Below are 19,915 nucleotides of genomic sequence, written 5' to 3' on the forward strand. Positions count from 1 at the left end.
AAAATATCACGCAATAAGCTAGTTTTTTTATCGAAATTTGAGGAAACAAGTCGATGGCGCTACCAAAGTTTAGATTTGTAGGTTTTTTTAGTACGTTTGTTTGATCATGAGAAACACCATTATAGTCACAATATTACTTTTTATTGCCGTTATAGCAGCTTCTATATACTACTTTTCGGATTTAGACAAAGACCATAATGAAGCTGTCAAACCGCTGAAGTTTCTACCACGTGACACCTATCTGATAGCTTCTTTCAAAAATGACGAAACTACGGACAATATATTTAAGGATTTCGAAATCTTCAACGCAATACTAGGCAATAAAGAAGTTGATGAGTTGACAAACTTAAAAAATTCACTATTAAGGAGCCCTGCTTTGCAACCCTATACTCTTAATCAGGAAATCTACATATCCTTCCATCCGGAAGACAACGAAATCACGTCGCTATTTACGATTCCTTTTACGCAAAACATTCCTCAAAAAGAGCTTTCAGTGTTAGTCAATTCCCTTAGTAATCGTTATAAGGTAAGCCTCAAAGACACGTTAGGGACTACCTTATATACCTTGGACGAAGGGAGAAAAGACACCTTACTATATGCTGCATTTTCCCATCAGATGATATTCAGTAGCTACTCCAAGAACCTACTGCTAAAAACACTCGATGACAATAATTTAAAATTATCCAAAGACCAAATCGATTACTTTATTCAGCACAATTCTAAGAATTCCCCACTAAGTGTCTATTTCGACCACAAACAGATCCCCCATATTACGAAGCAACTTATCCATCGGAAACCTGGGCAAAACATCAGCCTATTTGCTGATCTCAGAGGCCAATCGGCATGGAACATCAATTATAAAAACGATGCCTTGATGCTTGTTGGCGAGAGCGAAGTTACAAATGACTCCAGCTATCTTTCCATTTTTACAAATCAAAGTAAAACAGATCAAAACCTTTACACATACTTTCCATCCAATACAGCCTCTTATTTAGAATATTCTATTAGCGATACCACCTCCTTCAATAAAAAACTCGATAGTTTCTTTGATAAAAACGACGATCACAAAAGATATATGAACCATATACAAAATGTGGAAAGCAGTATAAAAATCGATTATGAAAAAAATCGAAGAAGAATCTGGGGAGATAATTTTGCTACAGTAGAATTGACTAACGGAGACCTGCTCGGCTTTGTAAAAATTGGCGACCCCAAAACTTTCAACACCCTCATTAGCAAGCTAAGCAAGGAAATTGCAGATTCTCTTTACCAATTGGACTTTTCGAATACACTTTACTTTGCTTATGGAAAGGCATTCCAATCTTTTCAACGCCCATATTTTCACATCCTGAACGACCAAACCGTTGTCTTTGCCAACTCACAGGGCAACCTTCAGGCTTACCTTAGAGATTGGAAAATGCAAAATCTACTCACAGGCACTTTAGGGTTCAAAAATTTTGAAAAACTACAAGGCAATAAAGCTAATGTCACATTTTTCCTTCACGGCAAAAATGCAAATAGCATCATTGCTAACTCACTAACATCATCCTATTTAAAAAAATATAGAGATAAAGAGAACTTTGGTTTTCAGGATTTCTACTCGTGGTCAATACAATTAGCAGGTAACAACGGAAGCTTTCTTTCAAGCATATATGGCATATACAAAAGCAAGTCCGCTCCTGGCGGCGCACCAAGTTGGACCTACCCTTTCGATGGAAAACTCATCGGCAGCCCCTGGGTCTTCGAACACTCCGACACCAGTATGATGATCCTAGCCCAAGAGCAGAACCATACAGTACACGGCATACATCCCAACGGATCGAAACTATGGTCCGCAGTTTTTTCTGGCCGCGTAATCGGTACACCATTCCAACTGGCTGATCGTAGTATAGTGTTAGTTACAGACAATCAGCGCTTGTATCGCTTTGACACCGCTGGAAAAGTATTCAAAAACTTTTCATTAGGACTTCCCCAACCGGCAAGTTACTCTCCTACACTCGCTAGTTATGACAACCATATACTGTTCATCCCAATAGCTAATAAGATTTTGGCCTACGACATCGAAGGTCATAAAGTAGAGCAATGGAAAATAACAGAGCTAGACGGCGAAATCCTGTTTGACGTCAAGACTATTCGGTTCAAAGACAGAGATTATATCGTCGTAGGGACCCAAGCAGGTAGTTTCTATTTCCTAGACACAACAGGTAATATCATCAAGAAAGTACAACATGATGACATATCTAAACTTACTAACCCTATATTCTTAACTCCTTCCCTTGATGGTCAAGATTTGCAGATTCATACAGCAGATGGGGTGGGCAATTTAATCATCGCAAGCCTTACAGGGAAAACACAAAAACGCCCTATTAGCCAATGGTCCTCAAGTGCATATACGGATTTCCGAAATGTCACTTCAGATGACCAAGCAGATCTTGTTGTCGTTGATAAAAATAAACTGACAGTGCACAGCATTAAAGATAGTACCCTATATTTTCAATACACTTTTACCAAAGATATTGATGACAGACCCCAATTTTTCCCGCTCGAGAAGAATCTTTTCAGGCTAGGAGTCGCTTCCCGAAGTAACTACCTAATTGGCCTATTCAACGAGAATGGTCACATGCTAGAAGGCTTCCCATTAGAGGCACTTCCTAATTTCTATTTCGGAAAGATTAATTACGCTGGCGGCAACTATCTATTGTGTACCAAACGAGACCACAAGCTGTACGCATTTCCATTTTAATAATTTGATTTTCAAAATTTTAAATTAATGTGCCAAAAAAGGTTAAAATCAATAAAAACGTACAAAAAATAGTTCCAAATACTAATAATTTATATTAGGTTTGCATTCTTAAATTAGCTATGCTGACACGACAACAGAACAAGGAAATACTATCCAAATCAGACAAAATCGTCATTACAACCCATCATAAACCAGATGGAGATGCTTTAGGATCATCATTAGGTCTATACCATTGGCTTAAAGATGCTGGGCATCATGTAAATGTAATCGTATCATCTGATTTTCCTGCTTTTTTGGACTGGTTGCCGGGTCGTGATGAGGTACTCATTTATCCTGACCAACCCGAACTATGTCAGCAACTCGTTCAGGAAGCGGCCCTTATCTTTTGCTTAGATTACAATGCTTTTTCACGAACAAATGTAATGGAGCAAATTTTACGTGAGGCTCCCGGCAAAAAATACATGATTGATCATCATCTGGATCCTGAAGGATTCGATGACTATCGTTTGTGGGACTCATCCGCTGCCGCGACAGCTCAATTAATTTTCAATTTCATTGAAGACTGTGTCGATCAAGTAAGCGAAATTACTCCAACAATAGCCACTTGTCTTTATGCTGGCATTATGACGGATACGGGCTCATTTAGATTTAGGTCGACTACCGAAGAGGTACACCAAATTATCGCTAAGTTGATTCGATCGGGAGCTCGCAATTGGGAGATACATGAGTCTATCTACAACAGCTCCACGGAAAACAGACTTAAATTTCTAGGGCACTGCCTTCTGAACAGATTGCAAGTCATACCTGAATACAATACTGCGCTGTTTGCGGTTGCAAAGCAAGATTTAGAGCAATTTCAAGTCACTACTGGTGATACCGAAGGACTCGTTAACTATGCCCTTTCTATAAAAGGTATACGATTAGCAGCTTTGATTATAGACAGAACTGAATTAATAAAGTTATCTTTACGTTCTATTGGAGATGTACCGTGTAATGAAATTGCACGTAAGCATTTCAACGGAGGAGGGCATTTCAACGCTGCTGGAGGTAGCGCCGAAGGGGACTTGAAATCCGTGGTTGACCGATTTAAGATGATGTTACCTGAATATACTGAAATATTAACAAAATAACTATAGTGAATAAACGGAAATGAAGAAATCAATCCTATTATTATCAGCAGTTGCATTGCTATCAACTGCTTGCCAAAATTTCAAAAAAGGAGATGGCGGTCTTGAATACAAAATAGTAAACGATAACGGTGCCGAAAAAGCTAAAGCCGGTGATTTACTATCTGTAGATATGATTATCAAATCAGACAGAGACTCTGTGTTAAACAGTACATACGATATTGGCCTACCTCAGATTGTAAATATTGCACCAGACAGTATCCCTGGTCTATACAAAGGTGATTACAATTCCATGTTCAAGTTTTTAGGTGAAGGCGATAGTGCCGTTTTCCACCTAAATGTAGATACCATGGCTGCAAAAATGAGCCAACCTAAAGTTGAATTCGCAGACAAATATGTTACCTTCACCATTAAGGTAAGAAAGCACTTCAAAAAAGGAACATTGACAGATTCGGCTCTTTATGCTGACATCAACAAATACATGGAAGGTCAATTGGAAGGATTGAAAAAAGCTGAAGAAGGTAAAATCTCGACTTATATCAAATCCAATAAATTAGACCCTAAGAAAACAGCTTCAGGTCTTCAATACGTCATCAAAGATCAAGGAAAAGGAGCAAAAGTTGCTGTGGGCGATACCGTTGTTGTAAACTACACAGGAACATTGACATCAGGTAAAGTTTTCGACACCAACAATGCCGAAGTAGCGAAGAAAGAAAAAATGCACAATGCTATGCGTCAATACGAACCTATTCGTTTCCGTGTAGGACATGACCCTGTCATCCAAGGATGGACTGAAGGTATGCAGTTATTGAACAAAGGAGGCAAAGCTACATTTATCGTCCCTTCTCAATTAGGTTATGGTGAGCGTTACCAAGGAGGTCCTATTCCTCCATATGCACCGCTTGTATTTGAGGTTGAATTGGTAGATGTTATACCGGGTCCAAAGACTGAGCCTGCGCCAACAGCCAATCCACTCGGAGCTCTTGGCAATGCAGCACCACAAGGCACAGCACCAAACGTAAAATAATTTACAATTATCTTAATAAAAACACGATTCAGTTAGCTGAATCGTGTTTTTTTGTTTATAATTAGGCTATCTGTTTACAAAATGTTAATTTTAGGCCGATTTAAGGAATTCCTACTATGCCTGACCCCTATATATTAACAGATACCCATACCCATATTTATTATCACGTTGATACATCCACTTTAGATGAACAAGTGCAACGATGCTTTGATAAAAATATCCATCGGTTATTTTTACCGAATGTCAACACAGCTTCTATCGAAAAAGTACTTGGTGCTGTTAAATCATATCCAGATAATTGCTTCCCCATGTTGGGATTACACCCCTGTGATGTAAAAGACAACTACAAAAAAGAACTTGCCAACATAGAGACGGCGATAGCCAATCACAAGATATATGCAATAGGCGAAATTGGCTTAGACCTTTACTGGGATAAAACAACACTATCCATTCAACAAGACGCCTTCCGTATTCAAGTAGCATGGGCTAAACAGTTAGGTCTCCCTATTGACATTCACTGCCGTGAAGCCTTTGATGAACTTTTTGAGCTATTGGAAGAATTAAAGGATGATAAACTCTTTGGAGTACTGCATTGCTTTACCGGCACTTTAGCGCAGGCACACAAGGCTATATCGTTGGGCTTCGCCCTAGGGATAGGCGGTGTCGTGACCTACAAAAAAGCTGGACTAGATATCGTCGTAAAAGAATTAGATCTTCAGCATATTGTATTGGAAACAGATGCTCCCTATCTAGCTCCGGTCCCTTTTCGAGGCAAACCAAATGAGAGCAGCTATCTATATCATATAGCAGAGAAAGTCGCAGACCTCCATCAAATCAGCATTGAAGAGGTAGCCAATATCACCACAGCAAATTCACAAAGAATATTCGGAATCTAATGCACAACATATTCATTATCTACACAGGCGGGACCATCGGCATGGTCAAGGACGAAGAGACAGGTTCGTTCGTACCCTTTGACTTTGAGCTTATCGCACGCAATCTACCCGATCTCAGCAGGCTCAATTACAAATTGACGGTACATTCCTTTACCCCTATTATTGACTCCTCCAATATGAACCCCACTGTGTGGATAGAAATGGCTAATATAGTCAAACAAAACTATGAGCACTATGACGGCTTTGTTATCTTACATGGATCTGATACCATGGCCTTTTCAGCCTCCGTACTTAGTTTTATGTTGGAGGGGCTACAAAAACCTGTAATCCTTTCCGGTTCCCAACTCCCTATTGGCGAGATCCGTACAGACGCCAGGGAAAACCTCATGACCGCATTGGAAATTGCTTCCGCTCAAGTCAACGGTAAATCCCTTATACAGGAAGTCTGCATTCTTTTTGACAATAAGTTATTCAGAGGCAATCGTTCTTTCAAATACAATTCGGCCAAATTTGAGGCATTTCGTTCCCCTAATTATCCAGTACTGGTCGAAGCAGGCATCCATTTAAAATACAATACGGAGGCACTCTTGGACAATAGCAACAAAGAGTTCATCTTACATACCCAATTAGATAATAGGGTGGCCGTCTTGAAATTATTTCCGGGGATGAGTGCTTCCACAATCAAGACTATATTAGACTCCGATGTCCGCTCCATTGTCATGGAAACATTCGGTTCCGGAAATACCACCACTGATCAATGGTTCCTAGACCTCCTTAAAGAAGCCATTGATTCCGGAAAAAACATCTTAAATATATCTCAATGTAAAGTAGGTTCCGTAGAACTGGGACGCTATGAAACCAGCCAAGGACTGAAAGCAATTGGTGTGCTCAATGGATACGACATGACCTTTGAAGCTGCAGTCACTAAATTAATGTATCTACAAGGCGAGTTAATAAGCCAGCAGGAAGTTGCGTACTGGATTGAAAAGGACATACGAGGAGAACTGACGGTCAACGATTGATGCTAACGCGAGGGCTGCCAATTGAGATTGACGTTCTATGCTTTTCTGTTTGTCAAAACTTCAGCTACTACAAAGTTGCTTCCCCCGACAAAGATTAAATCACCTTCAGTATAAGCTTGTTTAGCCCCCTCTAAAGCATCCATTACACTCGAGTAGGATTTGCCTGATAAATGGTAAGTAGCCGCAATCTGGGTTAATTCATTCGCATCCATAGCTCTCGGCATTTGAGGACTTGAAAAGTAATAAGTCGCTTCTTTTGGCAACAACGGCAACATATGATTCAAATCTTTATCCTTCATTGCACCCATCACGATGTGTAAGCCACGATACGATGTCAGCGCAAGGTTTTTGAGAACTTCTTTTATACCGTCCTCGTTGTGACCGGTATCACAAATGATTAATGGATTGGTTGAGAGGGTTTGCCAACGACCTTGTAATCCCGTATTCTTTTGGACAGATGCCAATCCCCGTCTTATATCTTCATCAGCAATATTAAACCCGCCAGCTCTAAGACGATCAACACCTACGAGCACCCCGAGTAGGTTTTTAAGTTGATATGAGCCTTTCAAATCCAAATGAAATCGCCCTCTCATCGTCTGCAAAGCTCCTCCTACTTCGACTTCCATATACACATCATTGGTACTTAGTAGTGTAGACTGCAATACATCTGATGCAAAACAGATAGGAGCCTCTTCATTAGAAGCCTTACTTTCAAAAACAGGAGCAGTGCGACTGTCTCGTTCGGAAATGACCACTGGTACACCATGTTTGATAATACCGGCCTTCTCACTAGCAATCTCTGGCAACGTATCACCTAACAAATTCATATGGTCCATCCCAATATTCGTGATAAGGCAGAGCTCAGGAACAATAATATTAGTACTATCTAATCGCCCTCCAAGTCCCACTTCGACGATTGCCACATCCACTGTGGCTTGTGCAAAATAATCAAAAGCCATTGCTACCGTCACTTCAAAAAAAGAAGGTTGTATACGGTCCATCAACACCTTTTGACTTTCTACAAAGTCAATCACCTGTTGCTCGGGAATCACCTCACCATTGATTCGAATACGTTCCCTAAAATCGACCAAATGTGGAGAAGTATACAGACCCGTCTTATATCCAGCCTCCGCTAGTATAGAGGCCAGCATATGAGAAGAAGAGCCTTTCCCATTCGTGCCTGCGATATGTATGGATTTGAATTTATGCTGAGGATTGCCCAGCGCTTGGCAGAGGGCCAACGTGTTATCTAAATCTTTTTTATAGGCGGATACCCCAACACGGGTAAACATAGGTAATCGAGCGTATAAATACTCGATTACCTCGTTATATGTAGCATTCATGTAAAATGAATTTTATCTAACTCTAAAGTTGAATACGATGACACCTGTTTGGGAATCAGGTGCTTTTTCCAATTCATTGAGACGAGCTCCACGAACAGCTCGTTCACATTTTTCCCATAACGATCGATCGGGAAGTGTGGTCCCCTTCACACCCGCTCGTGCATAGGTAATGGTGCCATTAGGAGCCACACGGATTTCAACCGCAACCTTTCCAGATTGTTGTCCCTTATCATCGATATTAGGGCGTACCACGAAACGTCTATTGGCTATCGAAAGCATCATGTTGCCATCACCGGATCCCCCTTCGCCATAATTAGAAGCCAACGGGTCGCCCAATTTACTTCCTTGATTACCTGCGACACTTCCTGTACCGTCTCCAGTACCTGTTGCATTATTCTTTTTACCCTTATACAAAGCATTCGGGTTCACCGCCGGCGTACTATTCTCCTTTTTCGTCGTAGTCTCAGTAGCGGTCACCTTAACAGGTTTCTCCGCCTTTGCTACAGCCGGTGCATCATCCATATCCTGTGTCGCCACTACTTTATCAGCAACTTGCTGAGAGGGGGTAGGTGTGGGAGTCTCTGTAGGTTCAATTTTATCCGGCTTTACATTGTTCGCATTGGGATCCATAGAAGGTTCCTCCACGCTCATATAATCATCGCCCATACCCTCATCACTTGTACCATAATTGACAATGATTCCGCCCGTACCGTACTGTGGCAATTCCTTGCTAAATACGATAAAAAAACCAATCGCTACCAGTGCTCCCATTATTATGGCAGAGATACCAAGTGCTTTTGGTAAGTTGTTCTCCTCTTGAAGATGATAATACATATTATAAAACTAACTTTTTTTGATCAAAGAACAAAGACTTAATCCTTGCTCTAAATATCAGTATCTCGATACTAATCCCTATTTATCCTTCTTTGGCTCTGTGGCCAATACCAATTTAATCTTCAAGCGATTAGCAACATCCATCACCGAAATCACATTCTGAATCGGCACACTATTGTCAGCATACAACATAATCGTCAATTCTTCACCAGTAGCCATCTTAGACTGAATCAATGCCTCTAGGCTCTCATAGGGTACCACTTGCTTATCAATATGATATTGCAAGTCACTAGTAATCGATACGGTCATTGTTTTCTTAGCGACAGATTGCTCACCAGCACTTGACCTAGGAAGCAACAATTTGACAACCTGAGGATTGGATACAGCCGACGCCAACAGGAAGAACAACATCAAGAAAAACATGATATCGTTCAATGCAGCGGTATGTACTTCAGCAGACGGCCTTGCTCTTCTATTACGAATATTCATAATTCAATTTCTTTCTTACTGGTGACTTATGCGCCAGGTTCGTCCAACAAATCAATAAACTCTACTGCATCTGTCTCCATACGCAAAATCAAACGCTCCACCATCATATTCAATATATGATAGCCAATATACGCTAAGATACCAACGGTCAGTCCAGAAGCTGAAGAAATCATCTTCACATATAGACCTCCAGATACGGAACCAATATCAATCCCGCCTACGGCCTCTACATCCCTAAAAATCTGAATTACCCCAAAGATTGTTCCCACAAATCCCATCATTGGTGCTATACCCGCAATAATACCCAATATATTGATATTCTTCTCTAGCTTAGAGACCTCAATCTTGCCTACATTCTCAATTGCACCTTCTATGTCCTTAATTGGTCTACCTACACGCAAAAGACCTTTTTGCAACATTCTTGATAGTGGCGTATGGCTTGAACGGCATACTGCTACCGCCGCATCTAACTTACCAGACATTACGTTACTCTTGATTTGTGCCATTAATCCATTGTCAAATCTTGACGCTTTCCTTATGGTAATATAGCGTTCTATAAAAATTACCAATCCCAAAAAGAAAAGAAAGGCGATTGGCCACATAATCCATCCCCCCTTCATTAAGAGTTGTATCAGATTTGTGTCCTCTTGTGTAGCCATTTGTATAGGCTGTTGTACTGCCCCAGCTAATGAGTCCAATGCTAACGCTGTGTCTTGAATTAATGACATAATGCTATTAAGTATTTATTGTTATATTAATTAGTATCCTGATATTGAAGCTTATACTTGATGTGTTCTTCCCTCTTTGGGATTTCAAAAACTATCACAAAGATAACCCCTTTTTTCTTATTTAATTCGCTCTGAGAATGCATTTGGTTCGATGGACTCACGCACTTGCCGTAATTCGATATCGGCTTCCTCTTTAGTCTTAAATGACTTCCATACCACCTTCTTCCATTTCTTAGACCTTTTACTTTCGTAGATATACACCTTCTTGTGGCCCTTCGCACGCAAATCCTCCACTTGCTGCTCCGCTTGATTCCAATGTGCATGCGAACCCACTACAATCATCCACTCATGGGTTGCCGGCTGCAATTCTACTGGCTTTTGCACCACACTATCTTGTCTGACCGAATCACTCTTCGCGCTATCCACTGCGGCCATCAATACTACTGTATCTGGCTGAGGAAGAGGCTGCAAATGTACAGACGTATCTTGAGCAGGAATACTCGCCACCGGAGTAGATATATGCTGCTTCTGCATATCCCAGTAGTAATACAATCCTCCGATAATACCCAACGACACTAAAGCAGCCACCACGTACCATACCGTTCCACTAGATTTAGAGCGTTCAGGAATCCAAGCCTCGACTATTTGCGACGCTTCCTCCTGCTCTTCTTGTATTTTCTCTTCTTCTGTTGATTGCGCTGAAACAATTGGAGAAACGATTGGTGGTACCACCGTTTCCTCTTCTGATACGACTTCTTTAACAGGCGATATAGGCATCTTAGCCCCTTCCGTTTCTATAAAAGAACGCATCTTGTCTTCAATATCCTTGATGGGTTCGAAGTTGAATCCCGTGAGATCTAATGGTTTGAATACGAACGTATTCCCATAGTTAACCAAGTATCCAATATCATCCAATTTAGCTTGACCAGATTGCAGCAATTCTTCCTTCACCTTTTCAACCTCCTGGTTCACTATAACCATTGCCTGTTGACGGTCTACTTGCAACTGACGTTGCACATAGGTGACAAAGTCATATCCAAAAGTTCCCTGTGTGTCCAGTTCCAGATAATTGATAGGAGGCAAAAAAGCATTGCGACTTTGATCGAAAGTCGCTGGAGTATGTTTCCGTTTAAAGACACCAATCCCATCTACCTTAACCTCGGCATGTCTTTTTAATACGTTATTAATGCTTTTTCCTAAATTCATCCTTATCAATATCTTTGGGACGCAAAGTTACTATTTTATATTAAAACGAATAATTAAGACCACCCAGTATATTGAACCCAAAACGAGGATAGTATAGATAATTTTCGTATTCCTTATTAAACATATTGTTTGCCTTCACAAATATACCCAACTGCTTCATTGCCCGATACTCGGCTCCAGCACTTAAATCGAAGAAAGAAGGAAGCGTTACCTTTTTATAAGTTGGAGAGATATCTACAGTTCCTCCATTACTTGTATAAGTATATTCTCGTGCAGTCCTATCGCCGTGAAATAGTGCCTCAGCATCTATGAACAACTTATCCGAAATATTGAAACGTGCATTAGCTGCGAGTTTCAATTTCGGCAAGTGCCAAGCCTCGTCCTCCGTTTGCATCGTATATTGATCGATGTTCAGACGACCACCAAGATTGACGACTTCAGAAAGACGAACATTGATTTCCCCCTGCAAGCCGAAATATTTGGAAGCTTTCTCACCCAGTCCATCATAGACCACGTCAAATTGGAAAGGAGTATTGACATTATTCACAAATAAAGGCAACCCTTCCAACTGTTTGTACATCACTTGTGCTTTATAGCCAAATGTCGCCCCTGCATTCCCTTTAATACCTCCAAAGAAATTCAGTCTTTCTATGGTATTAATCATATTTGCCCCTGGTGCTAAGTACGGATTTTCTTTCGTAAATGAACGCAACGATGCTTTCTTCACATTGCCATTCACCCCCCCAAACAAGTGGATATATTCGGGTACAAGAGAAAAGTCAACCTCGGCAGAAGGAAATACATTGAAACGAGAAGAATCACCAAATTCAGAAACCAGATTAGCGCCCAATGTCACTACATAGTTATCTCCTTTAAAGCTGATATACGGATTGATATTCGCGATCGAATTTTTTGTCTTACCACCTTTATCCACATTGGCCGTACCGTCTATGCTATTCACGTCCACACTCAGGTTAGCACCAATGTTAAACGCACGCATACGCTTATTTAAGTAACCCGATAGTGCGATAGAATTTTCCTTAGCCTCAAACTTATCTTTGTATGTATAGGCATCAGCTTTCGCAGAGTAGCTAAAGGCATCCTCGTTATTTGGATCATAGTTACTGGTCAGCTCACCGGTAAAATAGATGTCATTGAAGGCTTGCTTCTCTGGAGTTGGATTAAGAGATACACCATTGATATCTAAAGGATTGCCATAGAATCGAGTGGCATAGCGGTTGTAGCCGATAAGTCCATCTACTGTAAAGGCATCATAAACTCGTCTACCAAACACGCCAACCTCTTGCTTCGAAAACCGTTGATTCTCGATATCGCCCTTTTGGCTTAGATGCTTTACAAATCCCCCTACACGTATATTTTCATATTCATCATATGAAAAATAACCTTCACCTAGGATGGTATTAAAATTTCCTACTCCCAGTTTAACATAGTTACTTGTCTGATCGGACATTTGAGAAAAAGGAGTCTCTTTAATATCCAACTTATATAACCCTGTATTGATATCTAACTTCTTATCCACTACATTGCCATAATTAAGCTTAGGCATATAGCTCCTTTTGTTGGTCATATCCGGGCTACGTCGGATTTTGACTGCGTCAGCAAGAATAGGCTTATAATCCCGCACTACATCAAACGAATCAATCGTTACTGGTTTCTTGTCTGTAGGCTCCTGTTGAGCAAATCCATTAAAACCTGCACCAAGTAAGAAGGTTACTACGGCACATTTCTTAAACACAGTATTTTGCAACTTCATCATTATTTCCTATTTCTTTGTAGTATTTAATTTCTGTAATTTTTCCTTAGCTGTCTTCAAGATATCGTCCTCTTTGTTTTCGTAGTTATCGATAATACTCTCCAAAGTTGACTTCGCTTGGAAGTTGTCGCCTTTTCCAGCATATGCATCCGCCATCAAGATAAATCCTCTTGCCACCCAATAGTCATACGAAGAGAATGAATCTGAAATATCAAAGGCAGATTTGATTGCCTTATCATACTCTTTGCCTTTCAATTGTTGTTCGGCAACCAAATACCTAGCTTCGGCCCCTGTAGCTGTTTTACTTTTCAGCGCAGCAAGGTTTAATTCCTTTGTCGCATCAGCAGCTTTATTTGTTGCTAGATAAGCCTTTGCCGCATACAAATGTGCTTTAGCGATTTCCTCCTCGGACGACTTCTCATAGTTTTTCACTAAGGCCGCGTAGTTCAACGTCTCCTTGTAATCACCAATATTGAAATAGCTAGTCAACAAATTGTTGATTGCATATGCGTAATTGGACTTGTACTCCGAAGTCAATTCCAATTTTTTTAACTGCTGTACAGCTTCGTTGTATTTATTCTGTTTGAGATATAAATTAGAAACACTTACTAATGCACGTTCGGTGTATGCACTTGTCCAGTCATTCAAGATAATATTATAATCGTGTAAAGCTTCATCAGTCTTTCCTAGTGCAGCATTACTTTCTGCACGAACAAAACGTGCGTATTTTTCTTGAATAGGTTTTGGGAATTTATCAAAATATGCATTCACAGCTTCCACAGCTCCCTGGTAATTCCCTCTAGAAAACAAAGTAGTTGCAGTGGAGAACGTACGAGAATCTTGCTCCGAAGTAGTCAAGTCCCCAATATTGGTTCCTGTCGCATAGCGGATGTATCCTGTAGCATCACCTTTATCCAAATAAATATTCTCGATAGAGCGCATGGCCTGCTTAGCCTCATCAGTCGTCGAGTACTGGTCCACCACTCGTTGGAAGGTTTTCAATGCTACTTCATTATTATCTTGATTGTATTGTACCAAACCAATTGTGACCAAAGCGCGAGGCACATAACTACTTCTAGGATACTTCTCCACCATACTCTGTAGTCCAGAAATGGCTTGATCGTACTGTCCTAATGTAAAGTAAGTATAAGGAATCTCAAACGCTACATCATCCGCATAATTAGACTTTGGGTATTTTTGAACTACAGCCTGCAGAGTAGCAATCTTACCGCTGCTATTCCCCTGCAAACCTTGTATAATTCCCCTCTGGAACAACGCATAGTCTTGACTCTGCGCCTTCGAGTTAATCAACTTATCATACTCGGTCATCGCACGTCCGTAATTTTTTAAAGAAAAATACGAATCCGCTAATCTGGCAATAGCATCATTTCGTGTATTCAATTCAATCCCTTCCTTGCCACCCATGGACAAGAATCTCTCGAAATAGTTTGCCGAAGTGTTATAGTTCTCATTTCTAAATGCAGCATATGCCAAGGCGTAATTTGCGTAATTATAGACATCCGTATTACGCGCAGCAGGTAAGCTCAAGAATTTATTGAAGCTTGCTGTAGCCTCTTTATATTTACGGACTTCGTACATCGCTTCCGACTTCCAATAGATTGCTAGTGCATAGATTTCTTCATCATAACGATTGGCTTCGGAACGCATGAACATGGAGATTCCATTCTCAAATGCACGCTCATTATAATATTCTAAACCACGGTAGTAGGTTACTTTTTGATAAGCAGCATTCGCTTCCTTACCGCGATTTTTCATAGACTCCAACACATCCACTGCCGCGCGGTAGTTTTTCGTACTCAAGAGAATTTCAGCATACAGCGTCTGAGCCTCTTCATTTCGCACATTAGTAGGATAGGTCTTTATATATTCCTGAATAGCATCCAATGCTACCTGATGAAATTCCAATTCATAAGACAACTTCGCATAATTAAAGAGGCCTTCTTCTTGCAGCTGTGGATCAAAGTCAAGCTTTGACGCCCTAAAAAATGCATTCCTAGCACTCTGCTTATTGTTCTTCTTCAAGAAGGCATCACCTAACGTGATCATCGCACTTTGATAATAAGCATCGGGCTCGGTCATTTTTTCAAGCTCCATAATAGCCTTATCGTATTCTCCTAACTTATAGTTGATATAACCAATTTGATAACTATCTTGGTTATTTTGTGTCTTACCTTGATCTTGCGATTGGAACTTGTCGTAATATTCTTTTGATTTCTGCAGATTTCCTTTAATAAAATAAGTAGCAGCAATCACACGAAACATATCGGTCTCATTATCTTGCTTGGTCGTCTGCAAAATAGGGAGCGCATAGCTCAACACCTCATCATAACGTTTGTCCAGATAGTACAACGCTGTGATATAATAGGGATAGCTGCTTTCATAAGCCTTGGACCCCTTCAACCGCTCGAATTCATTTAGAGCCGTCTTGTACTCCGCATCCAAGTAACATAGATAAGCATAATAATAAATAGAGGCTTCTTGATACTGTCCGCGTTGATCTTTCAAAGATTCGAAAACCGGCTTCGCAGATTTATAATCCTCAGTCATGAACTGTGAGTATGCCAGTTTAAATCTGTACTCTGTATTCTCTGCCCCAGCCAGATTTTTACTCTCTATCTTGGTAAACCATTCGATGGCTTTCTTATAATCTTTCTTAGCATAATATGAACGGCCAATTTGGAAGTAAGCCGCTTTGGAATTAGGACTAGATGGATAATCTCGAATATACTTCAAGAATCTACCTTCAGCATCCGAATCTCCAAGCTCCAATGCGCATATGGCCTGATAATAACGAACATTTTCTTTCATCAGGCTTAACTCCTCATTCTCATCCAATTGCAAAGTAGACTTTGTGCGTATCTCCTCCACTTTGTCAAACTGTTTAGCTGCAGACCCGAACTTACCTCTCTCGAAAAGTTCCATACCAGATTTAAAAGCCTTATTGAGATCCTGCCAAGCAGTCTGTTGAGCAAAAACCGGCGTCGTCATTAAACTCAGCGCAATACCTACCTTGTAAATATTTTTATTCATCTGTCTATTTTTTATTTCTCAGTCGTCAGATGGAGCCTTTGATTTTTAAAATAATTATTGCCTGACTGCTTAATAATTACTTTAAAAATGTCGGGTTCATCTGTCTATTTTTTATTTCTCAATCGTCAGATGGAGCCTTTGATTTTTAAAATAATTATTGCCTGACTGCTTACTAATTATTTTAAAAACGTCGGGTTCATCTGTCTATTTTTGTCTCAATGGTTCAACACTTGCTCCGCGAAAACTAGATGAAGCATAAGCTGTCATTAGGCCATTATCATTATCGCAGATTCAATATATTCATCAGTGCTGACATTGCTCCTAATCAAAAGATTCTAAAATAACGCAAGTACCCTTATGAGTCCATTTTAAAAACGTAGACGCTACATCATGTTAGTATCCTCCATCAGTAGACATACGTATTTTAAAGTACTAAATTAGGACATCCTCGACAAGTTTTCCTCAAAAGTTATTAACACCTGTTAAGAACTGATAGTATAACGTAGAATTAGAAAAAAAAATATGCCCGATTGAAAAAATCGGGCATATTTCAGCTACTATAGAGAGCGGTAATCTTATCCCCTTTTCCCTGCTAATAGATAGAGTACGGCCATACGTACAGCGACTCCATTTTCGACCTGATCCAAGATAATGGAATGGTTACTATCCGCCACATCAGAAGTAATCTCGACCCCTCTATTGATAGGTCCTGGATGCATGATTGTAATTTCTTTATCGAGAGATTCCAAAATTTCTTTATTCAAGCCATATAACATAGAATATTCCCTTAATGACGGAAAATAGGCGATATCTTGTCGCTCTAATTGGATACGCAACATATTTGCGACATCACACCAATTAAGTGCTTTACGAAGATCGTGCTCAACTTTCACCCCAAGTGATTGGATATACTTAGGGATCAAGGTAGTAGGCCCACAAACCATGACCTCGGCACCTTGCTTTTGTAGACAAAGGATATTTGAAAGTGCCACACGCGAGTGCAACACATCTCCAATAATAGCGACCTTCCGACCGGCAACATCACCATATCGTTCACGTATCGAAAAAGAATCCAATAAAGCCTGTGTAGGATGTTCATGTGCACCGTCACCAGCGTTGACAATCTGCGCATTTACATGCCGACTTAAGAATACACCCGCACCTGCATAAGGATGGCGCATGACAATCATATCTACCTTCATCGCCAATATATTGTTGACGGTATCTATTAAAGTCTCTCCTTTACTTACTGAAGACGAAGACGCTGCAAAATTGACGGTATCAGCAGAAAGCCTTTTTTCAGCCAATTCAAAGGATAACCTCGTTCGTGTAGAATTTTCAAAAAAAACGTTTGCGATAGTAATATCTCTCAATGAAGGAACTTTTTTAATTGGTCTGTTCAAGACGTCTTTAAAATTAGTCGCTGTATCGAGAATTAGATTTATATCTTTTTCATTCAGATCCTTGATTCCTAAGAGGTGTCGTGTACTTAGTTGTTCTGCTGAAGATGACATGTATATCAGATTATTAGCGTTTAATATTTATTTCTTTTCGTTCAATAGGATAATACTGTCGTGTCCATCCACCTCTTCCCAATTGACAATGACCTTTTGAGAGTCAATGGAATCGACCTGGATACCTATGTAATCCGGTTCTATAGGAATTTGACGGGAGAATCGACGGTCTACCAATACCAACAGTTCAATACGACGAGCTCGGCCAAATGCTTGTATTGCATCCATTGCCGAGCGAATGGTACGTCCAGTCCAGAGTACATCGTCTACAAAAATCACGTTCTTACCTTCGACTATAAAATCAATCTCGGTACTATTTGCTAATAATGGATTAGCCCCTTCTCTTCTAAAATCATCACGAAAAAAAGTAATATCCAAAATCCCCGTAGGAACGGGATGGCCGAGCATAAGCTCTAACTCTTTGGACAATCTATTAGCCAAGTAAGTACCTCTTGGTTGGATACCCACTAAAGCAGCATTCGAAAAATCAACGTGATTTTCAATCAATTGTTGGCAAAGTCGCTTGATTGTAATTTGAAATTTGGGACCGTCTAATAAAATCGACTGTTTCATTCGAGGAATATTTAGGCAAACCTACTATTTTTTTTTGAAAATGCTGCCTTTTTTATAGCAAATAGCAGATTATGGTCAATTGCTAGCTATTAGCTGCCACAAACCTTAACGCCTTCTATTCACAAGATAATAAACAGGTAACCCAATCAAAATCAGGATTAAACCTGGCCATGTATATTGAGGTTTATAAAAAATAAGTAATACGCAAAATAACCCACCGATGCCTAGATACAGAAATGGTGTAAAGGGGTACAAAAAAGCCTTATAAGACCGCTCTACCATTGGCTTCTTCCAGCGCATCCATATCACACCCGCCACTGTCAACATATAGAACAAGACGATGACAAAAGAAATCATATCTAACAAATCACCGTATTGCCCACTCATACATAGTAAAGACGCCCAAGCCCCCTGCACCCATAACGAACGACTAGGTACATTGAACTTATTGTTCGGGATGATCTGCTTAAGGAACAAACCGTCTACAGCCATCTTTTGAAATACACGTGCGCCCGAAAGAACCAGCCCATTGACACAGCCAAAGGTAGAAATCATCACCAAGATAGCCATGATTACTGTGCCTGTATGCCCCAAAATCTTCTCAGCAGCAGCGACAGCAACACGGTCGTTCTGTGCAAAAGCAATTTCGTCACGTTCCAAAGCCATTAAGTAGATAAAATTACAAAACAAGTAAAGAATCATCACCAAGGCAGTCCCCCAGACCATAGCACGCACCACATTCCTTTTGGGATTTTCAATCTCACCAGCAATGAACGTGACATTCTCCCAAGCTACACTGCTAAAGACCGACCCTACCATCGCTGCGGCCACACCCCCCATTAGCACCCCACCCGAGATGTCTGTCCATCCAAGCCCCTTCAAGTTTTGGGAGGCTTGAAAACCAAAGCTCAGGTTATCCATAAAGAAATTGTGCTTAACCATTACCGCTCCACCAATGATTAACACCAAGAGAGCTAAAATTTTGGAGGAAGTAAAAACGGATTGCACAAGCTTACCGCTTTGCACACCTCGAGTATTAATAAATGTAAGCAACAGGATAACCAAAATGGCCAATATCTGAATCCACGTAATCTTGAAATCACCCTGCTGAAAAATAGGCGCCGCATTGTTCAACTCAGGGATAAGATAAGCGGTAAACTTACCAAAGGCGACTGCCACAGCAGCGATAGTACCCGTCTGAATAACCGTGAACAAACTCCACCCATATAGGAAGCCCGTCATCTTGCCGAAGATTTCTGTGAGATATGTATATTGTCCGCCTGCTTTGGGATACATAGAAGATAACTCCCCATAACAGATCGCCGCAGCAACGGTCATCACCCCAGTAATCACCCAAACCACAACCATCCACCATCCAGAACCTAACTGTCGCATGATATCTGCCGATACGATAAAGATACCACTCCCGATCATAGAACCCATTACGATCATAATCGCATCCCATAACTTAAGTTGACGTGTCATATTATTGGTTTATGAAAATAAACTTACACATATTCCACAATTTATTATCAAACCACCACATAAAAAAAGGAGTGATCTTTGAAAAATCACTCCTTTTTTACTT

Annotated in this window: 15 protein-coding genes; 5 read left to right on the top strand and 10 right to left on the bottom strand. The window is 40.4% G+C overall.

The window, feature by feature from the left end; all coding sequences use genetic code 11:
- Positions 1-106 precede the first annotated feature (106 nt).
- The 5 genes from OQ289_RS18870 (at position 107) to OQ289_RS18890 (ending at position 6,815) form a co-directional block, all read left to right on the top strand.
- Positions 107-2,743 (top strand): hypothetical protein, encoded by a 2,637-nt coding sequence (locus OQ289_RS18870; protein WP_270088325.1) that lies wholly within the window; start codon positions 107-109, stop codon positions 2,741-2,743.
- 119 nt (positions 2,744-2,862) lie between these two features.
- Positions 2,863-3,873: a DHH family phosphoesterase gene (locus OQ289_RS18875; RefSeq protein ID WP_033566392.1), complete on the top strand. Its 1,011-nt coding sequence runs from the start codon at positions 2,863-2,865 to the stop codon at positions 3,871-3,873.
- A 19-nt stretch (positions 3,874-3,892) separates the two neighbouring features.
- Positions 3,893-4,897: an FKBP-type peptidyl-prolyl cis-trans isomerase gene (locus OQ289_RS18880; protein WP_052144355.1), complete on the top strand. Its 1,005-nt coding sequence runs from the start codon at positions 3,893-3,895 to the stop codon at positions 4,895-4,897.
- Between the two features lie 116 nt (positions 4,898-5,013).
- Entirely contained in the window at positions 5,014-5,793 is a 780-nt protein-coding gene (locus OQ289_RS18885) for a TatD family hydrolase (RefSeq protein WP_270088326.1), read from the top strand.
- Positions 5,793-6,815, top strand: coding sequence for an asparaginase (locus OQ289_RS18890; protein ID WP_033566394.1), 1,023 nt, complete (start codon positions 5,793-5,795; stop codon positions 6,813-6,815). The genes OQ289_RS18885 and OQ289_RS18890 overlap by 1 nt, the downstream gene beginning before the upstream one ends.
- A 35-nt stretch (positions 6,816-6,850) precedes the next feature.
- On the opposite strand, the gene OQ289_RS18895 is transcribed toward OQ289_RS18890, so the two are convergent.
- From OQ289_RS18895 to OQ289_RS18940, 10 genes are all read right to left on the bottom strand, one after another.
- Positions 6,851-8,158 (bottom strand): bifunctional folylpolyglutamate synthase/dihydrofolate synthase, encoded by a 1,308-nt coding sequence (locus OQ289_RS18895; protein ID WP_270088327.1) that lies wholly within the window; start codon positions 8,156-8,158, stop codon positions 6,851-6,853.
- Positions 8,159-8,170: 12 nt separating this feature from the next.
- Positions 8,171-8,992: an energy transducer TonB gene (locus OQ289_RS18900; protein WP_270088328.1), complete on the bottom strand. Its 822-nt coding sequence runs from the start codon at positions 8,990-8,992 to the stop codon at positions 8,171-8,173.
- Positions 8,993-9,070: 78 nt separating this feature from the next.
- Positions 9,071-9,481 (bottom strand): ExbD/TolR family protein, encoded by a 411-nt coding sequence (locus tag OQ289_RS18905; RefSeq protein WP_033566397.1) that lies wholly within the window; start codon positions 9,479-9,481, stop codon positions 9,071-9,073.
- A gap of 26 nt (positions 9,482-9,507) precedes the next feature.
- Complete coding sequence (locus OQ289_RS18910; RefSeq protein WP_270088329.1) at positions 9,508-10,209, bottom strand: MotA/TolQ/ExbB proton channel family protein; 702 nt, start codon at positions 10,207-10,209, stop codon at positions 9,508-9,510.
- Between the two features lie 117 nt (positions 10,210-10,326).
- On the bottom strand, positions 10,327-11,415 hold the full coding sequence (locus tag OQ289_RS18915) for a hypothetical protein (protein WP_270088330.1): 1,089 nt from the start codon (positions 11,413-11,415) through the stop codon (positions 10,327-10,329).
- Positions 11,416-11,455: 40 nt separating this feature from the next.
- Complete coding sequence (locus tag OQ289_RS18920) at positions 11,456-13,192, bottom strand: TonB-dependent receptor (protein ID WP_270088331.1); 1,737 nt, start codon at positions 13,190-13,192, stop codon at positions 11,456-11,458.
- A gap of 6 nt (positions 13,193-13,198) precedes the next feature.
- Positions 13,199-16,240 carry a tetratricopeptide repeat protein gene (locus OQ289_RS18925; protein ID WP_033566401.1) on the bottom strand — a complete coding sequence of 1,014 codons (3,042 nt, stop codon included), beginning with the start codon at positions 16,238-16,240 and terminating at the stop codon, positions 13,199-13,201.
- A 575-nt stretch (positions 16,241-16,815) separates the two neighbouring features.
- Entirely contained in the window at positions 16,816-17,754 is a 939-nt protein-coding gene (locus OQ289_RS18930) for an aspartate carbamoyltransferase catalytic subunit (RefSeq protein ID WP_270088332.1), read from the bottom strand.
- A 27-nt stretch (positions 17,755-17,781) separates the two neighbouring features.
- Positions 17,782-18,327, bottom strand: coding sequence for a bifunctional pyr operon transcriptional regulator/uracil phosphoribosyltransferase PyrR (gene pyrR / locus OQ289_RS18935; RefSeq protein ID WP_270088333.1), 546 nt, complete (start codon positions 18,325-18,327; stop codon positions 17,782-17,784).
- A gap of 105 nt (positions 18,328-18,432) precedes the next feature.
- Positions 18,433-19,812, bottom strand: coding sequence for an APC family permease (locus OQ289_RS18940; protein WP_270088334.1), 1,380 nt, complete (start codon positions 19,810-19,812; stop codon positions 18,433-18,435).
- Positions 19,813-19,915 lie beyond the last annotated feature (103 nt).

The sequence above is a fragment of the Sphingobacterium sp. SYP-B4668 genome, assembly GCF_027627455.1.
In the GTDB taxonomy this organism is placed as follows: domain Bacteria; phylum Bacteroidota; class Bacteroidia; order Sphingobacteriales; family Sphingobacteriaceae; genus Sphingobacterium.

Bases quoted from the DNA above. Each gene is read 5' to 3' on its own strand.
- OQ289_RS18890 (WP_033566394.1), top strand. From the start codon at position 5,793: ATGCACAACATATTCATTATCTACACAGGCGGGACCATCGGCATGGTC.
- OQ289_RS18920 (WP_270088331.1), bottom strand. From the start codon at position 13,192: ATGATGAAGTTGCAAAATACTGTGTTTAAGAAATGTGCCGTAGTAACC.
- OQ289_RS18940 (WP_270088334.1), bottom strand. From the start codon at position 19,812: ATGACACGTCAACTTAAGTTATGGGATGCGATTATGATCGTAATGGGT.
- OQ289_RS18925 (WP_033566401.1), bottom strand. From the start codon at position 16,240: ATGAATAAAAATATTTACAAGGTAGGTATTGCGCTGAGTTTAATGACG.
- OQ289_RS18880 (WP_052144355.1), top strand. From the start codon at position 3,893: ATGAAGAAATCAATCCTATTATTATCAGCAGTTGCATTGCTATCAACT.
- OQ289_RS18895 (WP_270088327.1), bottom strand. From the start codon at position 8,158: ATGAATGCTACATATAACGAGGTAATCGAGTATTTATACGCTCGATTA.
- OQ289_RS18930 (WP_270088332.1), bottom strand. From the start codon at position 17,754: ATGTCATCTTCAGCAGAACAACTAAGTACACGACACCTCTTAGGAATC.
- OQ289_RS18915 (WP_270088330.1), bottom strand. From the start codon at position 11,415: ATGAATTTAGGAAAAAGCATTAATAACGTATTAAAAAGACATGCCGAG.
- OQ289_RS18870 (WP_270088325.1), top strand. From the start codon at position 107: ATGAGAAACACCATTATAGTCACAATATTACTTTTTATTGCCGTTATA.
- OQ289_RS18875 (WP_033566392.1), top strand. From the start codon at position 2,863: ATGCTGACACGACAACAGAACAAGGAAATACTATCCAAATCAGACAAA.
- OQ289_RS18905 (WP_033566397.1), bottom strand. From the start codon at position 9,481: ATGAATATTCGTAATAGAAGAGCAAGGCCGTCTGCTGAAGTACATACC.
- pyrR (WP_270088333.1), bottom strand. From the start codon at position 18,327: ATGAAACAGTCGATTTTATTAGACGGTCCCAAATTTCAAATTACAATC.
- OQ289_RS18885 (WP_270088326.1), top strand. From the start codon at position 5,014: ATGCCTGACCCCTATATATTAACAGATACCCATACCCATATTTATTAT.
- OQ289_RS18900 (WP_270088328.1), bottom strand. From the start codon at position 8,992: ATGTATTATCATCTTCAAGAGGAGAACAACTTACCAAAAGCACTTGGT.
- OQ289_RS18910 (WP_270088329.1), bottom strand. From the start codon at position 10,209: ATGTCATTAATTCAAGACACAGCGTTAGCATTGGACTCATTAGCTGGG.